Origin of the sequence: Maricaulis maris (assembly GCF_003634045.1) — a bacterium.
Classification (GTDB): Bacteria; Pseudomonadota; Alphaproteobacteria; order Caulobacterales; family Maricaulaceae; genus Maricaulis; species Maricaulis maris.
Map to the genome: position 1 here is coordinate 474266 of NZ_RBIM01000001.1, position 16573 is coordinate 490838.

The 16573-nt window shown below is 62.8% G+C and carries 14 protein-coding genes; 8 read left to right on the top strand and 6 right to left on the bottom strand.

All coding sequences use genetic code 11. The features are described 5' to 3' along the window. Window positions 1-5 precede the first annotated feature (5 nt). The 4 genes from prmC (at window position 6) to C7435_RS16915 (ending at window position 3558) form a co-directional block, all read left to right on the top strand. Window positions 6-953, top strand: coding sequence for a peptide chain release factor N(5)-glutamine methyltransferase (gene prmC / locus C7435_RS02300; protein WP_121209862.1), 948 nt, complete (start codon window positions 6-8; stop codon window positions 951-953). Between the two features lie 213 nt (window positions 954-1166). After that, window positions 1167-1943, top strand: coding sequence for a DUF4167 domain-containing protein (locus C7435_RS02305; protein WP_121209863.1), 777 nt, complete (start codon window positions 1167-1169; stop codon window positions 1941-1943). 355 nt (window positions 1944-2298) lie between these two features. Then, on the top strand, window positions 2299-2571 hold the full coding sequence (locus C7435_RS02310; RefSeq protein WP_121209864.1) for an ankyrin repeat domain-containing protein: 273 nt from the start codon (window positions 2299-2301) through the stop codon (window positions 2569-2571). 423 nt (window positions 2572-2994) lie between these two features. Then, window positions 2995-3558: a hypothetical protein gene (locus tag C7435_RS16915; RefSeq protein WP_147422607.1), complete on the top strand. Its 564-nt coding sequence runs from the start codon at window positions 2995-2997 to the stop codon at window positions 3556-3558. On the opposite strand, the gene C7435_RS02315 is transcribed toward C7435_RS16915, so the two are convergent. After that, window positions 3533-4300, bottom strand: a complete 768-nt coding sequence (locus C7435_RS02315; protein WP_121209865.1) for an MOSC domain-containing protein — start codon at window positions 4298-4300, stop codon at window positions 3533-3535. The two genes, C7435_RS16915 and C7435_RS02315, sit on opposite strands and share 26 nt — an antisense overlap. Window positions 4301-4467: 167 nt before the next feature. Between C7435_RS02315 and clpB the strand changes: the two genes are divergently transcribed. After that, window positions 4468-7074 carry an ATP-dependent chaperone ClpB gene (gene clpB / locus C7435_RS02320; RefSeq protein ID WP_121209866.1) on the top strand — a complete coding sequence of 869 codons (2607 nt, stop codon included), beginning with the start codon at window positions 4468-4470 and terminating at the stop codon, window positions 7072-7074. A gap of 253 nt (window positions 7075-7327) precedes the next feature. Here the strand turns inward: clpB and arsB are convergent, their stop codons facing one another. The 5 genes from arsB to C7435_RS02350 all read right to left on the bottom strand — a co-directional run bounded on the left by arsB (window position 7328) and on the right by C7435_RS02350 (window position 12233). After that, window positions 7328-8401: an ACR3 family arsenite efflux transporter gene (gene arsB, locus C7435_RS02325; protein WP_121209867.1), complete on the bottom strand. Its 1074-nt coding sequence runs from the start codon at window positions 8399-8401 to the stop codon at window positions 7328-7330. After that, window positions 8398-8889 (bottom strand): arsenate reductase ArsC, encoded by a 492-nt coding sequence (locus tag C7435_RS02330; RefSeq protein WP_121209868.1) that lies wholly within the window; start codon window positions 8887-8889, stop codon window positions 8398-8400. Before C7435_RS02330 ends, arsB begins: the two co-directional genes overlap by 4 nt. An 81-nt stretch (window positions 8890-8970) precedes the next feature. Continuing rightward, window positions 8971-9411, bottom strand: coding sequence for a glyoxalase superfamily protein (locus tag C7435_RS02335; protein ID WP_121209869.1), 441 nt, complete (start codon window positions 9409-9411; stop codon window positions 8971-8973). A gap of 328 nt (window positions 9412-9739) precedes the next feature. Then, window positions 9740-10270, bottom strand: a complete 531-nt coding sequence (locus C7435_RS02345; protein WP_147422608.1) for a hypothetical protein — start codon at window positions 10268-10270, stop codon at window positions 9740-9742. Window positions 10271-10775: 505 nt separating this feature from the next. Next, a complete protein-coding gene (locus tag C7435_RS02350) occupies window positions 10776-12233 on the bottom strand; it encodes a M23 family metallopeptidase (protein ID WP_121209872.1) in 1458 nt (485 codons plus the stop codon). 246 nt (window positions 12234-12479) lie between these two features. On the opposite strand from C7435_RS02350, the gene chpT reads away from it, so the two are divergent. The 3 genes from chpT to C7435_RS02365 all read left to right on the top strand — a co-directional run bounded on the left by chpT (window position 12480) and on the right by C7435_RS02365 (window position 16565). Further along, window positions 12480-13151: a histidine phosphotransferase ChpT gene (chpT, locus tag C7435_RS02355; RefSeq protein ID WP_233350658.1), complete on the top strand. Its 672-nt coding sequence runs from the start codon at window positions 12480-12482 to the stop codon at window positions 13149-13151. A gap of 130 nt (window positions 13152-13281) precedes the next feature. Continuing rightward, window positions 13282-16083, top strand: a complete 2802-nt coding sequence (locus C7435_RS02360; protein WP_121209874.1) for a hybrid sensor histidine kinase/response regulator — start codon at window positions 13282-13284, stop codon at window positions 16081-16083. Next, window positions 16080-16565 carry a chemotaxis protein CheW gene (locus tag C7435_RS02365; RefSeq protein ID WP_075188918.1) on the top strand — a complete coding sequence of 162 codons (486 nt, stop codon included), beginning with the start codon at window positions 16080-16082 and terminating at the stop codon, window positions 16563-16565. The genes C7435_RS02360 and C7435_RS02365 overlap by 4 nt, the downstream gene beginning before the upstream one ends. The last annotated feature ends 8 nt before the right edge of the window (window positions 16566-16573 follow it).

Consider the following 16573-nt stretch of genomic DNA (forward strand, 5'->3'; position numbering starts at 1 on the left):
GCGCCATGGCGCGCGGGCCTTTCGACGCGCTGGTTGAGGCGGCCCGGTCCGGCTTTGACGTGGCGGACCATAAACCGCTGCTTGAGGCCTGGCAGGCGCTGTCTCTCGCTGATATCCGCAGCGATCTCGCCGCGCGCCTGATCGCGGCCGGGGTTGATGAGGGCGGAGACGAGGCGCGTTTCCTGCTCAATCATGTCCTGGCTCCCGCCAGTCTCGCCCAGGCCCTGGCCGATCCCGCCCTGTTTTCCTGGCAACAGGCCGAACGGCTCGCCGCCCTGAGCTGGCGCCGTCTGCAGCGCGTGCCCTTGTCGCAGGTTTTGGGCAGTCAGCCTTTCTGGACGCTGGATCTTGCTGTCACGGCGGATGTGCTGACGCCGCGGGCAGACACCGAATCCCTCGTCGAAGCCGTGTTGTCGGAGGCCGGGACCGACGCTGCGCGGTTGGTCGATCTGGGCACCGGTTCCGGCGCCATCCTGCTCGCCCTGTTGTCGGAACGGCCGGGCTGGAACGGTCTCGGCGTCGACTTGTCCGACGCGGCCCTGATCGTCGCGAGCGGCAATGCCGAACGTTGCGGCCTGGCGAATCGCGCTCGCTTTCTGCAGGGGCGCTGGGGGGCGGGGCTGGCTGATGCCTCGGCGGATATCCTGGTGTCCAACCCGCCCTATATTGTCACTGACGTGTTGGCCGGGCTGGCGCCTGAAGTGCGCGACCATGAACCGGCCCTGGCGCTGGATGGCGGCGCCGACGGGCTCGACGCCTATCGCGAAATCATTCGCGACCTGCCGCGCCTGCTGGTGCCGGGCGGGCTGTTTGCGCTTGAGATCGGCTTTGACCAAGGCGCTGCGGTGAGCGATCTGGCACGGTCGTCCGGCCTTGTCAGTATTGCCGTGAAAGCGGACCTTGCCGGCCATGACCGCGTCGTCATCGGGCGGCGATCCGGGGGTGACCGCTAAAAGGGCTTGGAATGCCCGCCATCGCGGTCTAGGGTCCGGACCAAGGCAGGTGGATCGCGCCAGTACGGGGGTCTCGCGCGGCCGGATGAGCCACCTGCCATTATCCGGTCAATTATTTGGATCCCCAACGTATCAGCGCACAGGCTTGCACCTGCGAATGCACCGCCAAGCCAGAAGTTAGATATGCATCGCTGTTGAACAGGATAACGCGATATGAAGCGTCAACGTGGTCGAGGACGTAAGCCCGGCAATTCCGCGAACCGTAGCTATGAGAGCAATGGTCCCGAGGTGAAGATCCGCGGCAACGCGTCCCAGATCTATGACAAATACATGCAGCTGGCGCGCGACGCGTCGTCGGCGGGTGACCGGGTGCGGGCGGAAAATCTCTTCCAGCACGCCGAACACTATCTGCGCATCGTCCAGCTGAACCAGCCCAAGCGTGATCCCAACCAGGATGACGACAATGGCGACAACATGGATGATGACGACGACGGCAATCAGTCCCAGGGCAATTACAACGGCAATGGCCAGGGCCAGGGCCAGAACCAGAACCGGAATGACCGCCATGATCGTCAGGACCGGGGCGACCGCCAGGATCGCGGTGACCGTCAGGACCGGGGTGACCGTCAGCCGCGCGAGCGCCGTGACCGGGATCAGGACGAGAATCGTGACCAGCGCGAACCGCGCCGCGGCCGCAATAATCGCGGTCGCAATGGTCGCGACACGGAGCGTGACACCCAGGACGACCCGCTTGGCGTGGTGACCCCCGAGGGTGATGCGCCGTCGCCGGAGACGACGTCCGACGCGCCGAAAGATGCCGGCAATGAGGCTGAAGAGCCGCGTCGCCGCACCCGTCGTCCGCGCCGCACCAAGGCGGAAATGGAAGCGGCCCGCGCTGCCGAGGCCGCCCTCAAATCCGCGTCGGAAACCGCCGATGAAGGCAGTTCCGACAAGACCGGCGGTGACGGTCCGGAGACCCAGGCCGCTTAGGCGAGGTTTTTCGCGACAGTTTGAAATAAGGGACGGCAGGGCAAACCCGCAATTTCAGGCGTTAATCGTCGAGTGTGCGGCTGAACTCTTAGAGCTGTCGCTCGTCGCCCACTCCTTATAAACTTGTGGAAAAGTCAACCTTTGGTCGCGCGAAGTTGATGTGTGTTCCCGGTGCGCGGCTTTCCAAGTTGCCGCGCGGCAAGCCTTTTTTTGCCCCAGCTCGTGCCAAAGGTAGCACATATAGGGTTGGCGTTGTGGTATGGTACTATATTTGGGCGCTGGTAGTATTTGTCGGCGCCTCGTCTGATTCGGATGCCAGTATCATTTGGGGCCGTCTCGAAATGAAGAGGCCTCCATGACCGACTACAAAGATTTTCAAGATGCGTTGGCAAAGCAAGACTATGATGCGCTCGCATCAGCGATTGCTACGATATCCGATTTGGACGCGATGGATAGTTTCGGATGGACTCCGTTGATTTATGCCACGCTCCGAGATGACGTTAAGGCAATTGAGATGCTACTCGCGAGTGGGTGTAGCTTGGGCGCCTGCGACCTAGGGGGGTTGACAGCGTTTGACCATGCCGACCTAAATGGTAACCAAGAAGTTAGAAGCCGTCTTTCGGGATGATGCGACCGACAGGAATTCTTGAATGCCAACTTATTCTCTTCGAAACGGAAATTCACAAAATTTTCGAAACCATCCCCTTGTAGTGCATGTTGTAGGTAAAGGGCGTCGACCTCGCTACTACTCGGCAAGGCAATGCGCGGAGATCGCCGAATTTTGTCGTTCAGCAAACGCGCCTGACGATCGGATGCATGAAGAGGAATTTTGGTCTGATTTGGTTCAAGGTGACTGTTCTTTGCGTACTGGTTTCCATCTCCACGCGGTCCGGGTGCGTTCTGAGCACTCCAGTAAGCCAAAATACCAAATCACAGGCGGTGCAGCCGAGTCCTACTTCTGTGGCGGTGGCTGCCCGAAAGCTATGAGCTGTGTTGGAAAAGCCGGCATTGGTGGTCGTTTGAACTGTAGTTGTCGGCGTTAAGGTCGTTCATGATTGATCTTAAATCGCTATTAGTAATGTCCAAATCGGATTGGGACTCCCTTAGTATTGATGAACAAAAAGGGCGCATCGATAGTCTGCAGCGCAGATTGATAGATTCTTTAAGTTTATTTAACAGTGCGGCAGACGATTTCGTTGCTGCTCATGATTATGCCTCAAAAGGCAAGGTTATTAGCCGAATAGTTAGAGTTCTTTTGTATCTTATCACTGTTTCGCTTGCCGCTTATGGGACTTACGAGCCGTCTCATCTTGTTTCTTCAGGATTGATATTTTTTACGGCGATTTCGGGTTCAGCTGTAGTGTTTGAGAGGAATGTTTTTGGAGCTCAGTCATTGAACCGACTGGGAAGTGGTTTTCACCGAATTGTCCAAATACGAAATCAAGCATACGATGCCTACAATGTTTGCTATGTTGAGGGAAAAGTGGAGTATGAGAACTATATTCGCGGCGTTGATGTGTTGACTGCGCTCAGAGATGTTGACCTAAATCTGTCCGAGACGACAAGTCAGGACGATTGGCCAGATCTTCCTAGTGTGGTGCAGCAATCGGGTTGAGCCGCTCACCCAGCGCGATCTCGCCATCCTCAAGAACCGTCAGATACAGACCGCAATCCATGTGCCCGTAGTGCTCGAACAGCGCTGCGGGCACATCGATATCGCGCTCACCCTTGCCGGGATGCACGCTGGTCGCGGCGCAGCGGCGGATGCGGCTCTCAACCCGGCATTTGACGCCGCCGATCCTGACCTCCTGCCCCACCAGCTCGAACTCCTCCCAGGGCGAAAGCCCGTCGACCAACAAATTGCCGCGAAAGCGGACCGGGTCGAGCGACTGGCCGACCTTGGTGGACAAGTCCCGCACCGAGGCGGCGTTGATCAGGGATATCTGCGGCTGGGGAATATCGGTCATGGCTTGGTCAGGGGCGTGAACGAGGCGCAGCGGTCCCCGGATGGCATCGCCGACCAGCTCTTGCAGGCAGTCAAACAGCGGTTGGTGGGTATCGGCATCGTCCAGCGTCACCGCGATTGATGTGCTGCCGTCGAGGCTGACCGTGTAGCGCCCGTCGAACTCGGTGTAGCGGCAAATCAGCCGCGCCAACTCGGCCTGGCCGGCGAGCATCAGGAAATGTTTCTTTTTTACGTGACCCGGCGCGGCGGCATCGAATGGCGAGGGGCCGTTCTCGATGGCGAAGGCGCGATCCATCGGCAGGGTGTGGTTGGCACGCAGCGGCACCGTGGTCAGCGGGTCGGGGCCAAGTCCTTTGACCGGAAAGCGTGTGATGGCTGTAAGCTGGGGCATGGTCCGAGTCGCTCCGCTGCGTCCGGGTGAAACCGTGGTCAGAATGTCGCAGATCAGCCCCTTGTGTGGTGCATATGCAACACCTACATGCGGTCTGAAACGCGAGTTTGCCGTGCTTGATCAAGGCGGCGAACTGCAACCTATCTCGCCTTATCCGGGGGATCGACATGGAATTCGAGAACTATACAGACCGCGCGCGGTCGATCATCCAGGCCGCTCAAGGGCTGGCCCTGAAATCAAGCCACCAGCAATTCACGCCCGTGCATGTGCTCAAGGCGCTGATGGACGACAATGCCGGTCTGGCCGGCAATCTGATCAAGGCCGCAGGCGGCCGTGTCCGTCAGGTGCAGGACGGGGTCGATCAGGCCCTGGCCGCCCTGCCGCGCGTCGACGGGGCGGAGGCCAAACTCTATCTTGCGCCGGAGACGGCCAAGCTGTTTGGCGCTGCCGAGGAGGCGTCCAAAAAGGCCGGCGACCAGTTCGTCACGGCCGAGCGCATCCTGCTGGCAACGGCGCTGGCGAGCGGCACCAAGGGTGCCGACATCCTCAAGGCCGCCAGTGTGACACCGCAGGCCCTCAACACCGCGATCAATGATCTGCGCCAGGGCAAGACGGCCGACAGCCAGTCGGCCGAAGACGGCTATGAGGCGCTCAAGAAATATGCCCGCGACCTGACTGAAGTCGCCCGCGACGGCAAGCTTGACCCGGTCATCGGCCGGGACGAGGAAATCCGCCGCGCCATCCAGGTCCTGTCGCGCCGGACCAAGAATAATCCCGTCCTGATCGGTGAGCCGGGCGTTGGCAAGACCGCCATCGCCGAAGGCCTGGCCCTGCGCATCGTCAATGGCGATGTGCCGGAAAGCCTGAAGGAAAAGCGCCTTCTCGCGCTGGACATGGGCGCCCTGATCGCCGGTGCGAAATATCGCGGCGAGTTCGAGGAGCGGCTCAAGGCGGTGCTGTCCGAGGTCGAGAATGCCAACGGCCAGATCATCCTCTTCATCGACGAGATGCACACGCTCGTCGGCGCCGGCAAGACCGATGGCGCCATGGATGCGTCCAACCTGTTGAAGCCCGCCCTGGCGCGCGGTGCGCTGCATTGTGTCGGAGCCACGACGCTGGACGAATATCGCAAGCATGTCGAAAAGGATGCCGCCCTGGCACGGCGCTTCCAGCCGGTGATGATCGAGGAGCCGACGGTGCAGGACACGGTCTCCATCCTGCGGGGCCTGAAGGAGAAATACGAGGTTCACCACGGCGTGCGCATAGCCGACAGCGCCATCGTATCCGCCGCCAACCTCTCCAACCGCTACATCACCGACCGTTTCCTGCCCGACAAGGCGATCGATCTGATGGACGAGGCTTCGGCCCGCCTGCGCATGCAGATCGATAGCAAGCCGGAAGAGCTCGACGAGATCGACCGCCGCGCCATCCAGCTCAAGATCGAGGCGGAGGCGCTCAAGAAGGAGGCGGATGACGCCTCGAAGGAACGCCTGGCAACAATCTCCAAGGAGATCGCCGAGCTGGAATCCCGCTCCGCCGAACTGACCGCCACCTGGCGCGCCGAAAAGGACAAGCTGGCCTCGGCCACCACCTTCAAGGAAGCCATCGATCGGGCCCGTTCCGAACTCGCCGACGCCGAACGGCGCGGTGATCTCGGCCGGGCGTCGGAGATCAAATACGGCCAACTGCCCGACCTTGAACGCAAGCTCGCCGCCGCCGAGGCCGAGGGCGATGACGGGACCACGATGCAGGAAGTCGTCGATGACGAGCAGATCGCCCAGATCGTCTCGCGCTGGACCGGTGTGCCCGTCGACAAGATGCTCGAAGGCGAGCGTGACAAGCTGCTGCGCATGGAAGACGCGCTGCGCGGCCGGGTGATCGGCCAGGACCCGGCCCTGGAAGCGGTGTCCGACGCCGTGCGCCGGGCCCGCGCTGGTCTGAAGGATCCGGCCCGTCCGATCGGCTCCTTCCTCTTCCTCGGCCCGACCGGTGTCGGCAAGACCGAGCTGACCAAGGCGCTGGCTGAATTCCTGTTCGACGACGAGACCGCCGTCTCGCGCCTCGACATGTCGGAATACATGGAGAAACACTCGGTCTCGCGCATGATCGGCGCCCCGCCGGGCTATGTCGGCTATGAGGAGGGCGGTGCCCTGACCGAAGCTGTGCGCCGGCGTCCCTACCAGGTCGTCCTGCTCGACGAGATCGAGAAGGCGCACCCGGATGTCTTCAACGTGCTGCTGCAAGTCCTTGATGATGGCCGGCTGACAGACGGGCAGGGCCGCACGGTCGATTTCCGCAATACGATCATCATCATGACCTCCAATCTGGGGTCGGAGCATCTGCAACTGGTCGATGATGTCGAGGAGGCGCGGGACAGTGTGATGGCGGTCGTGCGCGGTCATTTCCGGCCGGAATTCCTCAACCGGATCGACGAGGTCATCCTGTTCCGCAAGCTGGCCGAAGCGCATATGGGCGCCATCGTCGACATCCAGCTCGGTTATCTCCAGCGCCTGCTGGAAGACCGCCGCATGGTGATCGAAATCGACGCCGGCGCCCGCGCCTGGCTGGCCGCCAAGGGCTATGACCCGGCCTATGGCGCGCGCCCGCTGAAGCGCGTCATCCAGAAAGAGCTCCAGGACCCGCTCGCCCGTCTCCTGCTGGAAGGCAAGATCAAGGATGGCGACACCATCCAGGTCTCCAGCGAGGCCGGTGTGCTGACGGTGAATGGGGTTGCCGTGGGTGTGAAAGTGCCGAGGCCGGACGCGGTGAATTGATGTTTGGGGCGGTCGTGATGGCCGCCCCATTCTCGTTCGAAAACGGGCAGCCCGCCTGCCCAAGCATCCATTGTTGGCTTGCCGAGATCAGGCCCAGGCAGGTTCAGCGCGTCAAGGGCCAAGGGCCGCTTCGCGGCGGCAAAGCCGCCCTTGACGCGCTGAACCTGCCTGGGCAAACGGCTGACAAGCCAAGAATGAATATCTCTCCGCGAGGCGCGGACGTTTCCGATGGCGATTCCGGTTCGCCCGCCCCCTACCGCCCCGCAAACCAGCCCTGCGTCCGGTTGGCAAAGGCCACCAGGGACAGCATCACCGGCACTTCCACCAGCACCCCGACCACGGTCGCCAGCGCGGCGCCGGAATTCAGGCCGAACAGGCTGATGGCGACCGCGACGGCCAGCTCGAAGAAGTTCGAGGTGCCGATCATGGCGCAGGGGGCGGCGATGTTGAACGGGGTCTTCCACAGCCAGGCGGCGCCATAGGCAATGGCGAAAATGCCGTAGGACTGGATCAGGAGCGGCACCGCGATGATGGCGATGGTGATGGGCTGGGTCAGGATGGTCTCGCCCTGGAAGCCGAACAGGATGATCACCGTGCCGATCAGGCCGATGATCGAGGCCGGTTTGATCAGCGCCGTGAAATCACCGACGGCCTTGTCGGCACCCGCGGCGGACTTGCCGCGCGACAATGCCTTGCGGGTCAGCCAGCCGGCGATCAGCGGGATGACGACATACAAGCCGACCGACAGCAGGAGCGTGTCCCACGGGACGGTGATATCGGTCACGCCGAGCAGCAGGGCGACGATCGGGGCAAAGGCGACGACCATGATGAGGTCATTCGCGGCGACCTGGACCAGGGTGTAATTGGCGTCGCCCTTGGTCAGCTGCGACCACACGAAAACCATGGCCGTGCACGGTGCGGCGCCGAGGATGATGACGCCGGCCAGGTATTGCTGGGCGTCCTCGGGCTGCAGCCAGGGGGCGAAGACATGCTCGAAGAACAACACGCCCAGAAGCGCCATCGAGAAGGGCTTGACCAGCCAGTTGACGACCAGGGTGATGATCAGCCCCTTGGGCCGTTCGCCAACATGGGTCAGCGAGCCGAAATCGATCTGGATCATCATCGGCCAGACCATGGCCCAGATCAGCACTGCAATGGCGAGATTGACCGAGGCGTATTCAAGCCCGGCGAGCCAGGCAAAGGCGCCGGGCATGATCACGCCGAGGGCGATACCCGCCGCCATGCCCATGCCGACCCAGACCGACAGCCATTTTTCGAAAAAGCCGATCCCGCCCGGGGCGGCGTCCTGTACGGTGGTGTCGGTCATGCGGGTGTGTCCTGTCGGGCGGCGAGAGTATCAAAAGCGCGTTTGAGCGCGTCGCGATCATCGCCGTCAAGTGCGGCCATCAAGGCGGTGATGCGGGCGTCCAGCGTGTTGAACGTGTCATGGAAGGCTTTTCGGGCGGCCTCGGCATCGGCAATGGCAGCCGGGTCGGGCAGGCCCCAATGGGTCTTGACCGGGGCACCGGGCCAGACCGGGCAGACTTCCGCCGCGGCGCTGTCGCAGACCGTGATGACGGCATCGAGGACCGGCGCGTCCGCCGCGGAAAACACGTCCCAGCTTTTCGAGCTATAGCCGGTGGCGGGCAGGCCGTGGGCGGCGAGGGTCTCAAGGGCGAGGGGATTGGGTGTGCCGGTCGGTGCCGAGCCGGCGGAGTATCCCGCCACCCGGCCTTGGCCACGGGCATTGATCAGGGCTTCGCCCAGGATGGAGCGCGCGGAATTGCCCGTGCACAGAACCAGGATGTTGAGCATGCGACCCCGCCCGTCTCATTGAGTACAGGCGGGGTCGTAGAGGTTGACGCGTTCGGGATCAACGCTGTTTTGTTTCGCAGATTATCGAAGCGACAATTGCAGGTGCGGCGTGCCGTCCGAGGTATGCGCGACCGAGCGGCCATCGCGACCGATCGTGCCATTGATGCGTTGGCGAAACGCCGAGAAACTGTCGAACTTTACTACATCGACGGCTTCGTCGAGGGCCAGCGAAACCCGCCAGCCACCGGCACCACCGGCAATCGATTGCAGGCCGATAATGTCGGCCTGGAATGCCTGGCCAAGATAATGTCCGGAGACACGCCCGCCAACGGCGAGCGGCGTGTCCGGCCGGTTGCCGGCAGCGGCACTGAGTGTGTTCCAGTCGCGATAGCCCATCTGGCGGGCAAGGAGTTCAAGGGCCTCGCTGTGCGAGACAAAATTGCCTTCGGCTTCCAGCGCTTTTCGCAAACGCTTGGCCTGGGCTTTCAGCGCATCGCGCGAAAGCGGTTGGGATGAGGTCATGACATGCCCTTTTCTTCTGGCATGCGGTTCAAGTGATGGGGCTCGCCTTGCCATCCCGCCGCATGTCGAAAAGACGTGAGGGAAATGTCGTGTTCAAGGGAGATTTCACCAAGGCCAAAAACCTGCGAGCGGCGGGCATCTCCATGCCTAGGGTGCTAGATAGGCGCGGCGAGGACGGGGGTCAATGGGCGTCGATGTCGGTCGTCATCCCCGACGGACGCCCCGCGAAGACCGGCGGAGATCAGATAAATGAACTGCGTCGCCGTTTTGTCGAGGTTGGCCCGTCAAGGAAGCAGGTGAAACCACCGTGCCGCTCTGGCTAGTCGCGCTACCGGCGTCGGGTGTATCCGACAAAGAGGGGGGCCCAATCAGACGTATCGTCCGGGCGGACCCAGAATTCTTGTCGGACGCTACCGTCCTCCTGCGGTGCCCAAACGCCACGGACCTGCATTTCGCTGCCGTCCGCATTGCTGTGCAACCGGCCTTCCAGGACCATCGCGCCCGTTGCGTCGAGTCCGCCTGAATAGTCGATGTGAAAGCGCGGGCTCATCCAGACCTGCCGCCAATGCCCGGTGGCCGGGTCGACAAACGTCATTCCTGTGCCTGTGCCGCCATCGAAGGTCGACCAGTCTTCAACCACCAGACAACCAGCCTCCCGCCGGGTATAGGTCTGGGTGCCGATCTGTTGCCCGTCGGCGGTAAAGAAGTCCCACTCGCCGATCACGAAATCGAAATCCGAATATGGTGCGACGTCCTGACCGCAAACAGGCGGGGCGGCTTGTTGGGCAGATGCCGTCCCTGCATAACCGAACAAGCCCATTCCGATGAGAAGGCAAGCGGATTTGAAACTTTGCATCATGCGTATTTCCTAGTTTCGACGCGTCTCGGATCAGCGAATGGCTAACAAGCCGGACGGCTTGGCAATAGCGAGATCAGACGCGTCGCAATCCCGCTTGGCGTCCATGACGGGCGGCGATCGCGGCCGGCTCGGGACAGATACCGTTGTCCCGGTGCACTGACCATTCGCCTCCCGAGGCGGGGCTGGCTTGGGGAGGAAACAGGTGACGTTACCGCGCCCGCGGCGCACGCTCGGCCATAAATCACTTGCCGAGAGAAAGCCGTAACCGGTTCTTGAGCTCAAGGGGCATGCCCGCGGAGCGGCGCCTGCGGCGCCCTTGACCTCAAGAACCGGTTACGGCCCGATGGCTGCCAAGTGATCTATGGACGACCGCGCGCGTGGCGCGCGAAAATGAAGGCCTGTCACCGCTTGTTTGCACTGACAGCCGATCACCCACTCCGTCTCGCCCTGCGGGCGATCCACCTCGCCCATCAAGGGCGAGGACCTGCGGTCTTCGCCCCAGATACTACTGCGCCCCGTTCCCCGCATCGGCGACGATCGGCGTGTCGGTGTCAGCCGCCGGGCGGGCCGCGTTGCGGATGGCGATGATGCGGTCGCGTTCGGCTTCAAACAGCGGGATCTCGTCTTCCGACAGCTGGCGGCCGGTCGGCAGGTCCAGCGTCATCGGGTTGCGCGGCGTGCCATTGTGGTGGACTTCATAGTGCAGGTGCGGACCGGTCGAGCGACCGGTCGTGCCGACATAGGCGATGACCTGGCCCTGGGTGACACGGCTGCCGGCGCGGATGCCGCGGGCGAAGCCGTTCAGGTGGGCATAGGCGGTCTGGTAGCCATTGGCGTGCCGGATGCGAACATAATTGCCGAAACTGCCATAGCGGTCGGCGCGTTCGACGACGCCATTGCCGGCGGCCATCACCGGGGTGCCGGTCGGGGCCGCGAAATCGGTGCCGTTATGGCGGCGCGTATAGCCCAGGATCGGGTGACGGCGCGCTCTCGAGAAGGATGAGGACAGGCGGGCGCCATTGACCGGAGTCAGCATCAAAAGGCGCTGGGCGCTGGCGCCCTCGGGGCTGTAATAGCCGACAATCCCGTCTTCGGTCTCGTAACGGAAGAATTCCTTGGCATCGCCGCGACCGTCATACATCGCATAGAGAATGTCACCGGTGCGGGCGGTATGGCCCTCCTCATCGACGAACCGCTCAAACAGGATGTCGAATTCATCGCCGGGCTGGATCGAGCGCTGGAAGTCAATGGCGTAGGCGAGGACGCTGGCCAGTTCGTTGACGACCCGGTCGGTGGCGCCGGCGGCAAGGGCGTCGACATAGAGCGAGGCGGTGATGGAACCGGAGGCTCGCACCATTTCGCGATCAAACTCGGCGATCGTCTCGCGGGCGCGGAATGTGTCGTCAAACGTGCGGGCAACGGTGATCGAACGCTCGATATCGGGGCGGAAGGACAGGCCTTCAAACCGTGTCGCGGCCTCACCGCCATCGGCGGCCGCATCGGCGCCGAAATACAGATTGATCCGTTCGCCGATATTCAGGTAGCGCAGGTCGAAAACCGTTCCCAGTGCGGCGATGGCCCGAGCGGCTTCGACGCGATCAACACCGGCATCATCCAGCAAGCCGGCCATGGTCCCGCCACGCGGCACGATCCGCTCGATCTGGATCCGGGTGGCGCAGGTCCGGCATTCGGTGAAGGCGGCATCATTGACGCGTGCCAGATCGGCGGCGCTGAGCACGCGCGGCGCGGCTTCGACGTCCACGTCCTGAACCGGGACGATGTTGGCCGGATCGGTCGGTGCGGCCATCGCCAGGCTCATGGCTTCGGTGCTGGCGGCTTCGCTGCGCGGTTCACCGCCCAGCATCAGCGCGGCCAAGAGGCCGGCGGAAAGCGCCAGGCTGGCGAAAGCTACCAAGCCGCGCGTGCGACGGGTATCGGCGCGGGTGACGTCGAACTCTGACACTTGCCCAAAACTCCGGTCTGCTCAAACGACACGCCTGTCCGTAGCGGATCAGGCCTGTCTGGTCCATCAAGCAAGTCTCGCACCGGTTTGTGGCTTGTCCCCAAACGCAACGCAAAACCTGTCCCCACAGCCGGGGACGAATCATGTCTTGGACTGATCCGGTTGCCAAGACCTTTCCGCGACCGTGATTGCAGTCACGGTGCGAAAACCGTCACCGATCCTCAAGAATCGTGTATGGAAATTCGCATGCAAGATGCTCTTCCCGCCGAAATCCCGGCCGACCAACTCGCCGCCCTGCTCTGTGCACGGCTCTGTCATGACCTCGTCAGCCCGGTTTCGGCGCTCAGCGCTGCGCTGAGCGTATTCGACGATCCGGACTCGACGGACATGCATGACGACGCCATGGAGCTGGTCCGCGAAAGCTCGCGCCAGGCCCAGGCCAAGCTGGAATTCTGCCGCCTCGCTTTCGGGGCTGGCGGGTCAGCACCGGGCATTCTCGACAGCCGCGAGCTGCAACGCCTGACCGAAGCCATGTTCTCGGCGGTCAAGCCGCAGATTGTCTGGAAGGTTGAAGCCACCGGGCTGGAGAAGCAGGCCGCGCGCCTGTTGCTGAACATGTGCCTGCTGGGCGTCGATGCGGCCCCGCGCGGCGGCACGGTGACGGTGGAAGCGGCGGCCGCTGCCGGCGGTGCGCGCCTGCGCGTGATCTCGGACGGTCCGCGGGCGCGTTTGGAGGAAGGTACGGCGAAGGCCCTGGAGGCGATTGCTCCGGAGAACGGCTATGATGGTCGCTCGATCCAGCCGTATTATACGGGACTGATTGCCCGCACCAATGGTGGCCGCGTCAGCGCCCAGGCCGGTGAGAACCGGGTCGAGTTCATCGCCTTGGTCAAGCCGCCGGAAGGCATGATCGGCTAGCCGGACAAAGAACGCCCGGGCGGTCTCATATCCTATGAGCGATTTGGCTGTCTCGCAGACGTCCCGGCCAATAGTCCGTTAACCAAGCCCTGTCAGGTTGCTGTGGAATCAGAACCGTACGGGGCCTGCCATGGATGATCTCATCAGTGAATTCTTGACCGAAACGGGCGAAAGCCTGGACGTCATCGATTCTGAACTGGTGCGCTTCGAGAACAACCCGGAAGACCGGGCGATCCTCGATAATATTTTCCGCCTGCTGCACACCATCAAGGGAACTTGCGGTTTCCTTGGATTGCCGCGACTTGAAGCCGTGGCGCATGCCGGCGAAACCCTGCTGGGCAAGTTCCGTGACGGCGAGCTGAGTGTCAGCCCGCCAATGGTGACGCTGGTCCTGCAGGCGATCGACCAGATCAAGGTCGTGCTTGAATCCCTCGAAAACAGCGGTGTCGAGCCGGCCGGCGACGATGCCGAGCTGATCGGACGCCTGGAAGACGCCGCCATGGGCCGTCTGCCGGAACAGGCTGCGGAGGAAGTCCAGCAAGAGCCTGAAAACTGGGACGCCGATCTGGGCCGCGAACTGCGCCCCGGCGAAGTCTCGCTCGCCGACCTGGAAGCCGCTTTCAACAGTGCCGCCCCGGAAGTCGATGTGCCCGCCGTCCCGACGGCTGAGGCCGCACCTGCCGAGGCCGCACCCGTTGAGGCCGCACCGGTCGAGCATCTCGGTGTTGGCGATTTTGATCCCGATCTGGGCCGTGAACTGCGTCCGGGCGAAGTCTCTGCCGCCGAGCTTGAAGCCGCTTTTGCCAGCGCCGAGCCAGAAGTCAGCGTCGCGCCGACGGCCGAACTGATCTCCAAGGATATGAGCCGCGAAGAGGCCCTGCAGACGGCGATGGCCGAACTCAAGGGCAGCGATGAACATGTCATGGGCGAGGGCGGTGTGAAGGTCATGGCGACCGTCCGCGTCGGCGTCGATGTGCTGGAAGCGCTGATGACCACGGTGTCGGAACTCGTCCTGACCCGGAACCAGCTGATGCAGACCGTGCGCGGCCTTGAAGATGATGACCTCAAAGGTCCGCTGCAGCGCCTGTCTGCCGTGACCGGCGAGCTGCAGGACGGCGTCATGAAGACCCGCATGCAGCCGATCGGTGATGCCTGGCGCAAGCTGCCGCGTATCATCCGCGACGTCTCCACCGATCTCGGCAAGAAGATCGAACTGGTGATGGACGGCAATGATACCGAGCTCGATCGCCAGGTCCTCGAACTGATCAAGGACCCGCTGACCCACATGGTCCGCAACTCGGCAGACCATGGCCTGGAAATGCCGGCCGATCGCGTCAAGGCGGGCAAGTCCGAAAAGGGCACGATCAAGCTTTCCGCCTATCATGAGGGCGGCCATATCATCATCGCGATCTCTGATGATGGCATGGGCCTCAACACCAAGCGTATCGGCGAGAAGGCCCTGGAGAAGGGCCTGACCACGCATGAAGAGCTGGAGCGGATGACGGATCAGCAGATCCACCGCTTCATTTTCGCGCCGGGTTTCTCAACCGCGGAAAAGGTCACCAACCTGTCCGGCCGCGGCGTCGGCATGGACGTGGTGCGCACCAATATTGAACAAATCGGCGGTGTCATTGATGTCACCTCGACGGCCGGCAAGGGATCGAATTTCTCGATCAAGATCCCGCTCACCCTGGCCATCGTGTCAGCGCTCATCATCGGATGTGACGAGCAGCGCTTCGCCATCCCGCAGCTCGCCGTGCGCGAGCTGGTGCGGGTCGGTGCCGGGTCGGATCACACGGTTGAAAACCTCAACGGTGCCCGCGTCATGCGGTTGCGTGACCGGCTCATGCCATTGGTCGACCTGCACGATGTGCTCGGTGTCGGCGAAGCCTATAACGGCGCGTCTGACGAAACCGGCTTTGTGGTCGTCCTTGACGCCGGTGGTCGCAATGTCGGCCTCGTCGTCGACAATGTCCTTGATACCGAGGAAATCGTCGTCAAGCCGCTGTCGGACTCGCTGCGCGGCGTCCACGCTTATTCCGGCGCCACCATTCTCGGCGACGGTTCGGTCATCATGATCCTCGACCCGAACGGCTTGGCCGGTGAAATCGTCACCGCCATGGATGATGAGGCGACGATCGATGCGGGTGCTTCGAAGGCGGCGGAAATGGCCAATACCCAGCGACTTCTCCTGGTCCGCGCCGGTGGTTCCGAGCCGAAAGCCGTGCCGCTGGCCCTGGTCACGCGTCTGGAAGAGTTCGAGCCGCAGGCGATCGAGAGCACCAATGGTCGCCTCGTGGTCCAGTATCGCGGCCGCCTGATGCCGATCGTGCCGATCGGGTCGGAAATCCGCACCGTCGAGGGCCAGCGTCAGCCGGTGCTCGTCTTTGCCGAGAACCACACCTCGATCGGTCTCGCGGTTGACGAGATTGTCGATGTCGTCGAGGAACGCGTTGATCTGCAGATGTCGTCCGACAAGCCGGGCGTTATCGGATCCGCGATCATCAAGGGCAAGGCGACCGATGTCGTCGACATTGCCTGGTATCTCGACCAGTCGCGCGCTGGAAACATCCAGCGTCGTTCGAGCAATCGCCGCCGCCGTATCCTGCTGGTCGATGCCGACGCCTTCGCGCGCCGCATGATCGCACCGCTGCTGGCCGCTGCCGGTTATGACGTCACGCCCACGGGCGGCATGCATGAGGTGCACGCCATTGCCGAGGCGGGCGAGAAATTTGATGCCATGGTGGGTGATCCCAGCGCGCTCTCGCGCATTCGCCAGGAGGGCCTGTGGCCGAACCTGCCGACGCTGGCCGTCACCGATTGGCCGGAAGACACCCAGGCTGAGGGCCTGACGGCTGTGCTGCCGAGATCGGATCGTGGCGCCCTGATCGCCGCCCTCGACTCGGTGTCTCAAGAGGAGAAGGTGGCATGACCACGCATCACGGTGACAACGCTGAACTCAGCGCCGAGTCGATGAATGAATATGTCTCGGTCCGTATCGGTGACCAGCTCTTCGGGGCTCCGGTCGATGCGATCCGCGAAGTGTTCGCCCCGCAATCGGTGACGTCCGTGCCGCTCGCCCCGAGCGAAGTGGCCGGCCTGCTCAACCTGCGCGGCCGGATCGTGACCGCGATCGACGCCCGCCGCCGCCTCGGTCTGCCGCCGCGCGACGCCAATGATGCCGGAATGGCATTGGGTGTTGAGCGTGGTAGCGAAATTTTTGGACTTATCGTGGACAGTGTCGGTGAAGTGCTTCGTCGTCCGAGGGCGGAGCTGGAGCCGGTGCCGGCCCATGTCGACCCGACCTGGCGGTCCATGGTCAAGGGTGTGCACAGGCTGGAAAAAGAATTGCTCGCTGTACTCGATGTCTCGGCCGTAATCGGATCGGCCGGTGCCAAGGCAGAGGCAGCTTAGCGGAGGGT

Excerpts from the sequence above, each read along its gene's own strand:
- C7435_RS02305 (WP_121209863.1), top strand. The coding sequence starts at position 1,167 with ATGAAGCGTCAACGTGGTCGAGGACGTAAGCCCGGCAATTCCGCGAAC.
- C7435_RS02335 (WP_121209869.1), bottom strand. The coding sequence starts at position 9,411 with ATGACCTCATCCCAACCGCTTTCGCGCGATGCGCTGAAAGCCCAGGCC.
- C7435_RS02345 (WP_147422608.1), bottom strand. The coding sequence starts at position 10,270 with ATGATGCAAAGTTTCAAATCCGCTTGCCTTCTCATCGGAATGGGCTTG.
- C7435_RS02330 (WP_121209868.1), bottom strand. The coding sequence starts at position 8,889 with ATGCTCAACATCCTGGTTCTGTGCACGGGCAATTCCGCGCGCTCCATC.
- C7435_RS02315 (WP_121209865.1), bottom strand. The coding sequence starts at position 4,300 with ATGCCCCAGCTTACAGCCATCACACGCTTTCCGGTCAAAGGACTTGGC.
- C7435_RS02360 (WP_121209874.1), top strand. The coding sequence starts at position 13,282 with ATGGATGATCTCATCAGTGAATTCTTGACCGAAACGGGCGAAAGCCTG.
- chpT (WP_233350658.1), top strand. The coding sequence starts at position 12,480 with ATGCAAGATGCTCTTCCCGCCGAAATCCCGGCCGACCAACTCGCCGCC.
- C7435_RS02310 (WP_121209864.1), top strand. The coding sequence starts at position 2,299 with ATGACCGACTACAAAGATTTTCAAGATGCGTTGGCAAAGCAAGACTAT.
- prmC (WP_121209862.1), top strand. The coding sequence starts at position 6 with ATGGCGCGCGGGCCTTTCGACGCGCTGGTTGAGGCGGCCCGGTCCGGC.
- C7435_RS02365 (WP_075188918.1), top strand. The coding sequence starts at position 16,080 with ATGACCACGCATCACGGTGACAACGCTGAACTCAGCGCCGAGTCGATG.
- arsB (WP_121209867.1), bottom strand. The coding sequence starts at position 8,401 with ATGACCGACACCACCGTACAGGACGCCGCCCCGGGCGGGATCGGCTTT.
- clpB (WP_121209866.1), top strand. The coding sequence starts at position 4,468 with ATGGAATTCGAGAACTATACAGACCGCGCGCGGTCGATCATCCAGGCC.
- C7435_RS16915 (WP_147422607.1), top strand. The coding sequence starts at position 2,995 with ATGATTGATCTTAAATCGCTATTAGTAATGTCCAAATCGGATTGGGAC.